This window comes from Psychrobacter sp. L7 (genome assembly GCF_002810365.1).
Classification (GTDB): Bacteria; Pseudomonadota; Gammaproteobacteria; order Pseudomonadales; family Moraxellaceae; genus Psychrobacter; species Psychrobacter celer.
In genome coordinates, this window is the sequence record NZ_NEXR01000009.1 from 156,222 (window position 1) to 165,844 (window position 9,623).

At 38.9% G+C, this 9,623-nt stretch carries 6 protein-coding genes; 1 reads left to right on the forward strand and 5 read right to left on the reverse strand.

Going from position 1 to position 9,623, the window contains the following annotated elements; all coding sequences use genetic code 11:
* Position 1: 1 nt before the first annotated feature.
* From CAP50_RS12765 to CAP50_RS09705, 4 genes are all read right to left on the reverse strand, one after another.
* Positions 2–442 carry a transposase family protein gene (locus CAP50_RS12765; protein WP_198411618.1) on the reverse strand — a complete coding sequence of 147 codons (441 nt, stop codon included), beginning with the start codon at positions 440–442 and terminating at the stop codon, positions 2–4.
* A 71-nt stretch (positions 443–513) separates the two neighbouring features.
* The gene (locus CAP50_RS09695) at positions 514–3,786 is read right to left on the reverse strand and encodes a type I restriction endonuclease subunit R (protein WP_100749862.1); all 3,273 of its coding nucleotides are present in this window, start codon (positions 3,784–3,786) and stop codon (positions 514–516) included.
* Positions 3,787–3,808: 22 nt separating this feature from the next.
* Positions 3,809–5,035, reverse strand: coding sequence for a restriction endonuclease subunit S (locus tag CAP50_RS09700; RefSeq protein ID WP_100749863.1), 1,227 nt, complete (start codon positions 5,033–5,035; stop codon positions 3,809–3,811).
* Complete coding sequence (locus tag CAP50_RS09705) at positions 5,028–7,238, reverse strand: type I restriction-modification system subunit M (protein WP_100749864.1); 2,211 nt, start codon at positions 7,236–7,238, stop codon at positions 5,028–5,030. Before CAP50_RS09705 ends, CAP50_RS09700 begins: the two co-directional genes overlap by 8 nt.
* A gap of 391 nt (positions 7,239–7,629) precedes the next feature.
* Between CAP50_RS09705 and CAP50_RS09710 the strand changes: the two genes are divergently transcribed.
* Complete coding sequence (locus tag CAP50_RS09710; RefSeq protein ID WP_100749865.1) at positions 7,630–8,877, forward strand: ATP-binding protein; 1,248 nt, start codon at positions 7,630–7,632, stop codon at positions 8,875–8,877.
* Here the strand turns inward: CAP50_RS09710 and CAP50_RS09715 are convergent.
* A protein-coding gene (locus CAP50_RS09715; protein ID WP_198411619.1) for an IS5 family transposase occupies positions 8,874–9,623 on the reverse strand; the annotation gives its coding sequence in 2 pieces (ribosomal slippage) (positions 8,874–9,397 and positions 9,397–9,623; 751 coding nt annotated over the 2 pieces). This gene is flagged as partial in the annotation. The genes CAP50_RS09710 and CAP50_RS09715 overlap by 4 nt on opposite strands.

Below are 9,623 nucleotides of genomic sequence, written 5' to 3' on the forward strand. Positions count from 1 at the left end.
TTTAAGGTGTGTTGTTTTTTCTTACCGCTGTAGTAGTCTCTTTGGTTGTTTTTGGACGCTCAATAGGGGTTTCGGTAGCATCGACAATGACGACTGACCAATTGATGTCGTCATCGACTCTACTAGGCAGCTTTTTAGGTAATTCAAACTTACCAGAGTCAATCAGTGTGTCTTCTACTTTACGAATGATACGGCTAGCAGAAGACTCATGAATACCAAAGTCCATACTGATATGATAAAGCGTGCGGTATTCACGCCAATAAGTCAGGGCTAGTAGTATCTGCTCCTTAAGACTGAGCACACTTGGTCTACCTGATTTGGTCTTAGATGCTTCATGCTTTTGCATGGCCTCAAGCATGTCATAAAAGGTGGCTTTATGAATGCCAGTGTAGCGTTTAAAACCAGCGTCACTTTGTTTGAGTAGCTTATCTATGTTTGGCATATCTATTAAGTAAGTAGAGTTCAATAATATACGTTGTGTCTTACAACTACTTTTGCAAGAGGTCTATTAATTTAGCTAGCCCATTTCTCATCATTAATAGCCAAGTGCTGTAATAAATCAAAAACCTGAGTCACCTTGTTCTCGAAGATTTCTTTATCGTAGGAATCAGGAAGGTCTTCATCTAGAACCTCTTCAATGAACGAACGAACCTTTGCTTTAGTATGAGAGTCTCTCCACCAGTCCTGTACTAATACTTTGGGTGATGCATCTATTAGAGACTTAATAAGGTCTTTAGCCGCAAGCTTAACTGCCTGCTCCTCTTTCTTCGTCAGTTTATCTTTAGCCAACAAATCAAATATTTCCAACTCATCTTCTGTCAAGCCTTCACGGACATGCCGCTGATCTTCCTCTTTTAAGTCTTGAGCAAACTTTTGCAACTCTTCAAAGAACTCTTCCGTTTGTGTTGCTCCAGCATTATATCGGTCAATTATATTACGATAACGCTCTGCAAAATTTACTCGTCCTTGATTGGTTTTAAGCATCTGTTTAATTTTTTTCTCAATAAACTTTTTCATGTCTGCTATGGCGATATGTTTATGTTCAGTTTGCTTAAATTCGGCTCTCAACTGCTCGAAATCTACATTAGCGAGATTCCAACTAGCGCTTTTAGTGATTTGGTACTCGCTCACTGGTTCTGCTACTGAGCTAGTATTACTATCTACCACAACACTACGATCTAGCAAGCTTGAAACCTGAGCTGCTTGCTCATCTAAATCGTCTTGATCGATCTTATTGGCAATAAACGTGTGTAAAAACTGCATAACACTGACAATAGGTCTTGGTTGGCTAAGAATCGTAGGTTTAGCCGCTTCATACAAACCAGCAACTACATTGAAATGTACATTGAACGTTTTACGTATTAGATCTTGCGATAGCATAATATCCGCATAATCGGCAAACAAAGCGTTTTGCTTGAAAACCTCTTTAGCTTCAATGATTCTCGTCAAATCTACTTCATAAGACAGACAAAATGTAAGTGTTTCCGCTATCGCTTCATCCAATAAGTTAATTAATACTGACTTGTCTTGTACAGGGTCTGTTCCATCTCCTGAACCCGTGCCTTGACCATAATCTTTTAGCGCAGACTTAAGATTTCTGAATACATTGTAGTAATCAATAATCTCACCATTAGTTTTTTCTACCAATTGCCCGTTATCATTTCTAGTCTTAAAAGAGGTCACACGGTTCGCTCTTGCGATGGTTTGCATCAGCGTATGACCCTTCATGGGCTTATCAATGTACAGCGTTGAGACAGTAGGCGCATCGAAGCCTGTTAGCCACATAGCACACACAAAAACCAACTGTAATGGATGCTCAGCGTCCTTAAAGTCATCTTCTATATCTCGACCATTGGGTTGCTGCTGCGTCAGCCTATTGATATGCTTTTGAATCTCCAACCCTTGCTTTTCAAACCGCTCTTTTTCAGAGGCAGGACTACTGATAACAACTGCCATTTCAACGTTCTGCATATACTTAAGACGATTTTTAAGACGGACTTTTTCTAAATCGTTCTTAGTTTGGTTGATTCGACCTTGTAGCTTACGTTGCTCTTTTTTCCATAACTCCGTCACCTTGTCATACATGCGAACCGTAGTGAACTGATCAACAGATATCACCATGCCTTTACCACGATACCCACGTCGAGGGAAATGGTAAACGATGTCGGCTGCTATAGTATCCAAGCGATCATCACGCTTGATGACCTCAAGCTCTTTCGAGAAGTTGTTTTCTAATTTTTCTCGCTGTGCATCAGACAGATCTTCGTCTTCTAAGATCTCCGCTAACTCTTCATTCAATGCCTCATTCTGTAGTAGCACCTCTGGGACACGTTTTTCGTAGAACAAAGGTAATGTTGCATGATCTTCAATAGCTTGCTGAAAGGTATATTCGGACACATACTCACCAAACCACTGCTTAGTTTTCTTTTGTTTGAGGATGGGCGTACCTGTAAAGGCTAGGAAATGTGCGCCTTTTAGTCCTAAACGCATGTTGTCAGCGAGCGTATCATATTGGGTACGATGCGCTTCATCTACGATAACGATGACTTCTCTTTCATCTTTATCATAGAGTAACGGGTACTTCTCACCCTTCTCATAACGGAACTTCTGAATGAGTGTAAAAACGATTTTCAGATTCTGACCTAGCATTTCACGCATCTGATGACTATTCTTCGGTTTGGCAATCTCCGTTTCTTTTACCGCCTCCGTCGCCAAGAAGTTTTTGGATATCTGCTTGTCTAAATCATCTCTGTCAGTGATGACCACAAAACTAAAGTTGCCTGCACATTTACGAAATACTTTACGGATAAAGAACACCATAGCAAAGCTCTTACCTGAACCTTGCGTATGCCAAAACACGCCCAAACGCCCTTGCAATTGATCTCTAATTAAGAAATTCGCAAAAGCATGCTTAACGCCCAAAAATTGATGATTCTGAGCGACGATCTTTACTTTCTCGTTTTGGTATAGAATGAAGTTTTCGATGTAGTCTAATAGCCGCTCAGGTCTAAACAGCCCTGCAAGCAAGTATTCGATACTATTACCATGAGTTTCAATCTCCTGCTTATCTACTTTTTCTTTCTCATCATCCACCCTTAGCCAAGGATAGAAGTTTTCCCAGTCGGCGGTAAAGCTCCCTATCTTAGTATCTGAGGCATTAGATAGTATGCAAAAAGCATTGTATAAAAATAGCTGTGGGATATCGTTTTTGTAGTTGGTCAAATTATCCGTCAAAGCGTTTTGTAGCTTGATGTTAGAGTTTTTCAGCTCAAAGAAAACAATCGGCAAACCGTTTATATAGAGCAATATATCAGGACGACGGTACTTTCTGATAGGTTCAAGACCAGTCGTCTTAATGGTTAGCTGTGTTACTAATAAAAACTCATTATTAGCAGGGGTATCGAAATCTATGATACGTAATGGTATATTTTCTCGCTTAACACCATTAGCATCTTCATAAGTGACGTTAATACCATCACGAATATAGCTATATATCTGCTTATTGGCTTTCAGAGTAGACATCGATACACGCCGACTCATGATGTCCTTTACGGCTGATAGGATAGTAGCCTCAGGCACGTCAGGGTTCAGCTGCATGCATTTAGCTACTAAACGTTCTTTGAATACAACGTCACGCTTGTCAGTACGATTTGAGCCATCGTTGAGATCTTCGGAATTGATAGTAGTGCAATCAATATGCTGATAGGAATAGCGCTGCTGCAAAAACTTAATACAGGCTTTTTCAATTTTATCTTCACTGATGAAGTTATATGTCACTTTTGCCATACTTCTATTCCTATGAATATTTTTATTTTTCTTCAGCTTCGTTAATTGTCTGCATAGATGGTGGATAGTGGATATCTAGCTCAGCAACTGATAGCTTGCCTGATATTAGACGAGGTAGGAGCTGCTGTTTTATCAGCTCAAGTTGAGCATTTATTTCTGTCAACGCTTCTACTTTATCGAGTATTGGCGAAATGATAGTATCAAACGATTCTGTAAGCTCTACAGGTGGTAACAATACTATTTGTTTAAGAACTTGCTTTGGGCTTAAGTGTAGAACATTAGCTCCATTAGCAAACTCTTTTACTGTCTCTGAAAAGCTAGAGTAACTAAAGTAGCAATACATAAAGTTTTCAGAATATATTTTAGAGATTATCTTGACTGTATCTAAAGATATAATTGCAAATTCGTTATTGAGTGTTGGTATCCTAGCTACTCTACCTACAATTGCTCTATCCTGTGTCATATCAGTCACAGCCATTACAATATTACCCTGTGAAACCTTTTGTGCTTCTGAATACCTACCAGTATAATATTTGAGTCCGCTATCTCTATAACCACCGTACTTATGAAAGCTTTTTAGGTTAATGAAATAGCTACTGTCTTCAACTTTTTCATCATGGATTTCTTCACTGGTATAAGACTTTCCTTTTATAATTTCGACAATCTCATTCAATTCTGAAAATGTCCAGTCAGATGGAACTCCTTTTTTAAATTCAGTATTTTGCCAATTAGGAAAGCGAAAGCGTACAAACCATTCTTTGTATAGCTCTTCAGCTATATTTTCTAAGATTGCAATGCGCTTTTTGTTTACATCTATTAAGTCATCATAGGTAGTTAATACGGCTGCTAACTTTTTTTGAACTGTTAAGGGTGGTATTTTAATTTTTAATTTTTGTAGATGATTTTGATTAAGTGTAGGTACTCCAGCACCTGCATTATAGTTTTCAAGGTTCATTTGTTCTAAAAAATAATATACATATTGAGGACAGTTACTGCGAAAGTCCTTGGAATATAAAGTCGTATTTAGAGGCCAGCATGGTTCATTAATGTACTGTACTTTGCCTAAAGTTCCAGAACGACCTGTCACCACTATAGGCGGTTTAACCTTACTCTGATTGTGATAAGCTTTTATTGAAGAGCTAGCAACAACTGGATAGACACCTTCAACTATATTTTGATTTGGTAAGTCATATCCTCTTTTTAAACGAACTAAATTATCAAATATACCTTCTTGCCATATATCAGTCATTAATAAGCTCCTTAATATTCAACTGTATAATATCTTCTAGTCCTTTTGTCTGCTTATTAAGCGCTAATAGTTCCTCATTCATCTCCTGCATATATTCAATAAACTCTTCCTCAGTACGACCATCTTCTTCTATCACTACGCCAACGTAGCGCCCTGCATTCAGTGAATAATCCTGCTCTTTAACCTCTTTAGGTGTAGCAAGCTTACACAGACCTGTAACGTCTTCATACTGCGCTTTAGGGAAGCGCTGTTGCAACCACTCTATATGATTGAAGTAATAGTCAGCTCGTTTTCTATCATCACGTATGGTCGCTAATAACTCCTTTATAGCCTTTATTTCAGCGGTTATAGCCGTAAGTGTCTTCAGAGCCGTATCTTTTTCTTTGATCAGCTTTTTGTCATCAGATTTCTTTGCGTCATTAAGCTCTTGACGGGCTTTAGCGACCTGTGCTTTATTTGCTTTTTCCTTTTCTCTGATACCTTTATCTAGTTGCTTATTATTATCTTGTAATGCCTTGAAGAATGGTTTAAACGACTGTAATAACTCTATCTGTTCGGTATTTAAGTCATCAACATCCTCATTTGAGATCTGACTCATATCCTGAGCTTCTAGATAAGCTTGATACTTATCTTGCAAAGGTGATAGCGCATGCCAATTGTCATTTAGGATATCGACAGTTTCTTTTAGCGCTCTATCATCTGCTACCACTGCTTTGAGTTGCTCAATAGCAGGTTCGATGTCAGATACCGTTTCTGTCAGTATCTGCATACCAAGACCGAAGTAGCTGTCTATTAAACTGACATACTCGCGACGACGACCTTTATGCAACTTGCTTATCATGGCAATATTTTGAATATGCTCATCAGTAAAGTCACGATGGGTACGATCGATCTGTCTAAAGATATTACGCGCATCGATGAATAGTATGTTGTCATCATCTTTGTTTTTATCAAAGAACCATAGCGTCGCTGGCAGCGTCACGGTATAGAACATATTTGATGGTAACGTTAGCATGCCATATATAATATTATCCTTGATTATCTGCTTACGAATATCTTCTTCTGCATTGCGAGCATCAGAGGCAGAGTTTGGCATCACTAGCGCAGCACGACCACTGTTACGTGCCTCAGCTTCTGTTTGATTTTTCAAAGATGTAGCAAATAAACTGATCCAAAGATAGTTCCCATTCGTTACTGTTTCATCTTTACCATCTGTTTTTTTATTTTTAGTCTTTTTTCGAGGTAAGCCATAAGTATTAAAACGTTTATCATCTTCGACAGTAGCAACCGATACGTCATCGACGTTAAACGGTGGATTCGCCATAATGAAGTCGAAACTCTCATAGCCATCAAAAGGGTCTTCTGAATAGCTGTTGGCCTGCCTAATCTCTCCTCTAAGCCCGTTGACGAATAAGTTCATCTTAGCGAGCTTGACCGTATCACGGGTCTTCTCTTGACCATATACGCTCAAATCTATTGTACTGTCTTTTTCTTCTAGCTCGCCATGCGCTTTAAGCTGCTCGTTACGATCCTCAACGAAATGAAGTGACTGAACGAACATACCGCCTGATCCACAAGCAGGGTCATATACCGTCCCATGATAGGGCTCGATGACCTCTACCATCAGTTTAACAACAGAGGTAGGCGTAAAGAACTCACCACCTTTCTGACCTTCTGAAAGCGCAAACTTCCCTAAAAAATACTCATAAATACGTCCAAAGACGTCACCACTGGCATCAGTTGGGATATTAGAAAAGCTTCTTAGAAGACCTTTTAAAGCTTTCTTACCTTCGTCTAAACGACTAAACGCGGCATATTCATCTTTGGGTAGTACATCGACGAATTTATCATCCTTTTTGAAGTCCTCTATAGACTGCATAGCAGTTGCAATTTCAGTTGCCAAATCTGCTGACTCTGGTAGCTCTAATAGATACTTGTAGCGTGCTTTAGGTGGCAAATAGAAACCACAATGCTTTATAGCAATATCCTCAATATTTTTGGCACGGCGAGTGCCTTGTAACTCTTCAAACTCAGCTTGGATCGCCTCTTCATAAGCCGCATATTTGTTGTCGGAGAACTTCAAGAATATCAGACCTAAGACAGGCGTAGCATATTCGTTAGGTTTAAGGTCAGTATTGGCTCTCAGGGTATCTGCTGCTTCCCAAAGTTGGTCTTCTAAGCGTTTTATATCTTCTAGTTTCATGATTTTCCTAAATTAAACAGTTATGGAGATGTCGAAATCTATTACTTGGATAGACTTTGATACTTTTGTGCAATAAATCATATAAGTCTTTTTTACTATTGAAGCATTCGCTTTTTATTTCTAGCTTCAATCGAAAGCTTCCGTATTGCCCTTGTGCTTGATAGTGTCTGCGCTTCTAGTCGATACCTGCCTACATGCTCTTAATTCACAAGTGTTATATTATCTGTATGGCATTCCCTTTTGCTATACTAGCGCATAAACTCTATTTACCTATTCGCAAAGTGTCTTTTTGTATACCTTAACCACAGCATTTTACTATACAGCACGTTATTTTATAATTTTTTGTCCGTTCTTTAAGAAAAAGTAGCTCATTATATTTTATGGATATCCAATGTTATTAAAAGAAGAAATGTTAGGCGTTTATCACGAACTAATCAACTCATCTGAGATTCAAAATATTGAAGCCAAGCGTGCCACAAACAGTATTGGCGATTCAGTAATGCAGACTGTCTGCTCCTTTGCTAATGAGCCTAACATTAGTTGTGGATATTTACTATTAGGTGTTTCAGAACCAAATGAAAACCACGAGAAGCACTGGGTAAGCGGCGTTGATGATGTGGATAAAATTCTTAATGACCTACAAAATAACTGTCGCAATCAATTTAATACAGCTATTCATATAGACGCTGGCATTCTCGACTTAGAAAATAAAAAAGTTATTGTAATCAAAGTTTTCGAACTTGATGCAGCTTCTAAGCCTTGTGGTTTTATAAGTAGTGGAAAAAAAAGCAAAAACTTTACTAAAACTGGTATATGGCGGCGTGGCATCAATGGTGATTATGAAGCTAAAATTGAAGATCTTTATGACATTATTGCTTCTAAAACTGGTCAATCATTTGAAAATATAGTTCTACCAGAAGCTTCTTGGTCGGACATTGATCCCGATGTGATTGCATTTTATCGAAGACAGCGAGCTAAAGTTCAGCCTGATGCAGTTGAACTGGATTATAGTGACACTGATTTACTTCTTTCTTTTAATTTGATTCAAGAAAAAAATGGAGTATTCAAACCTAATATTGCTGGCTTATTATTGTTCGGCTCTTCATTAGCACTTCGTCGTCATCTTCCTATGGCTCGTGTAGACTACATCCGTAGTGCAGGAACACAATGGGTTGAAGATAGTGATGAGCGATTTATTTATACAAAAGATTTTCGTGAGCCCTTAATCTTAATGATACCTCGCATTGAAGCAATGATTATGGATGATATGCCCAATCATTTTCGCTTAAATGAAAACGAGCTGCAAAGATCTGATGAGCCTCTATTACCGCAAAGGGTTGTTCGAGAAGCTTTAGTAAACATGGTTATGCATCGTGACTATTCTGAAAATCAACCTTCCCAAATTAACCGATACAAAAATCGATTAGAGTTACAAAATGCTGGTTACTCTCTAAAACCCTTAGACGCATTAGACAGCTCTAGCTCGTTAACACGCAATCCCCTAATAGCATCTGTGTTATATGATTTGAGGCTAGCAGAAACTAAAGGAAGTGGCATTCGCACTATGAGAGCTAAACTTAAACAAGCTGGACTAAGTGAGCCTAAGTTTGATAGTGATCATACTAGGGCGTGTCCCTAATTCAGTTTGCAATGAATCATAGTACAAGCTAGATACAGCATAGACTTATAATTACGAGCCAATTTCTCGTATCGAGTCGCAATACTACGGAACTGCTTTAGCCTTGCAAACGTGTTTTCAACTAAGTGTCGTAGCTTATATAAATAATGATCAAACGCTACATCTGGTTGTTTAGCATTTCTTCTTTTAGGGATGACAGGGCTTATGTTGTCTTGCTTTAGCCTGTTTCTAATGGTTTCAGAATCATAAGCTTTATCAGCAATGAAGTAGGTCGCATCCGTTAACATCTCTATGATGTCATCTACCGCTTGGCTGTCGTGGACGTCACCCCCAGTGATTTTAAAATCAATCGGGTTTCCATGCGAGTCGACGGCGAGATGTATCTTGGTGGTTGTTCCACCTCGAGATTTTCCAGTGGCTCGAAGTTCTCCTCGTCTGGCGCCGCTTGAATGCTGATGACAGCGGATGTAGCTTCCGTCTGCGAATACCCATTCTTCATCAATACTTGCTCGTAGGTCAAAAAAAATTGCTCCCATAAGCCTTTTTTTGACAACCTGTTAAATCGATTATAGGCGGTTTTCCATGGACATAGCTCACTCGGTATATCACGCCATGGGGCTCCTGTACGAAGTTTCCACAATATGGCTTCCATGACTTGTCTGTCGTTTTTCCAAGTATGACAGCCATGAGCTTTCATGGTACTTTGGAGTTGTTCCCATGTATTATCATTGAGCACTGTTCTTGCC

Bases quoted from the DNA above. Each gene is read 5' to 3' on its own strand.
- CAP50_RS12765 (WP_198411618.1), bottom strand. From the start codon at position 442: ATGCCAAACATAGATAAGCTACTCAAACAAAGTGACGCTGGTTTTAAA.
- CAP50_RS09695 (WP_100749862.1), bottom strand. From the start codon at position 3,786: ATGGCAAAAGTGACATATAACTTCATCAGTGAAGATAAAATTGAAAAA.
- CAP50_RS09700 (WP_100749863.1), bottom strand. From the start codon at position 5,035: ATGACTGATATATGGCAAGAAGGTATATTTGATAATTTAGTTCGTTTA.
- CAP50_RS09705 (WP_100749864.1), bottom strand. From the start codon at position 7,238: ATGAAACTAGAAGATATAAAACGCTTAGAAGACCAACTTTGGGAAGCA.
- CAP50_RS09710 (WP_100749865.1), top strand. From the start codon at position 7,630: ATGTTATTAAAAGAAGAAATGTTAGGCGTTTATCACGAACTAATCAAC.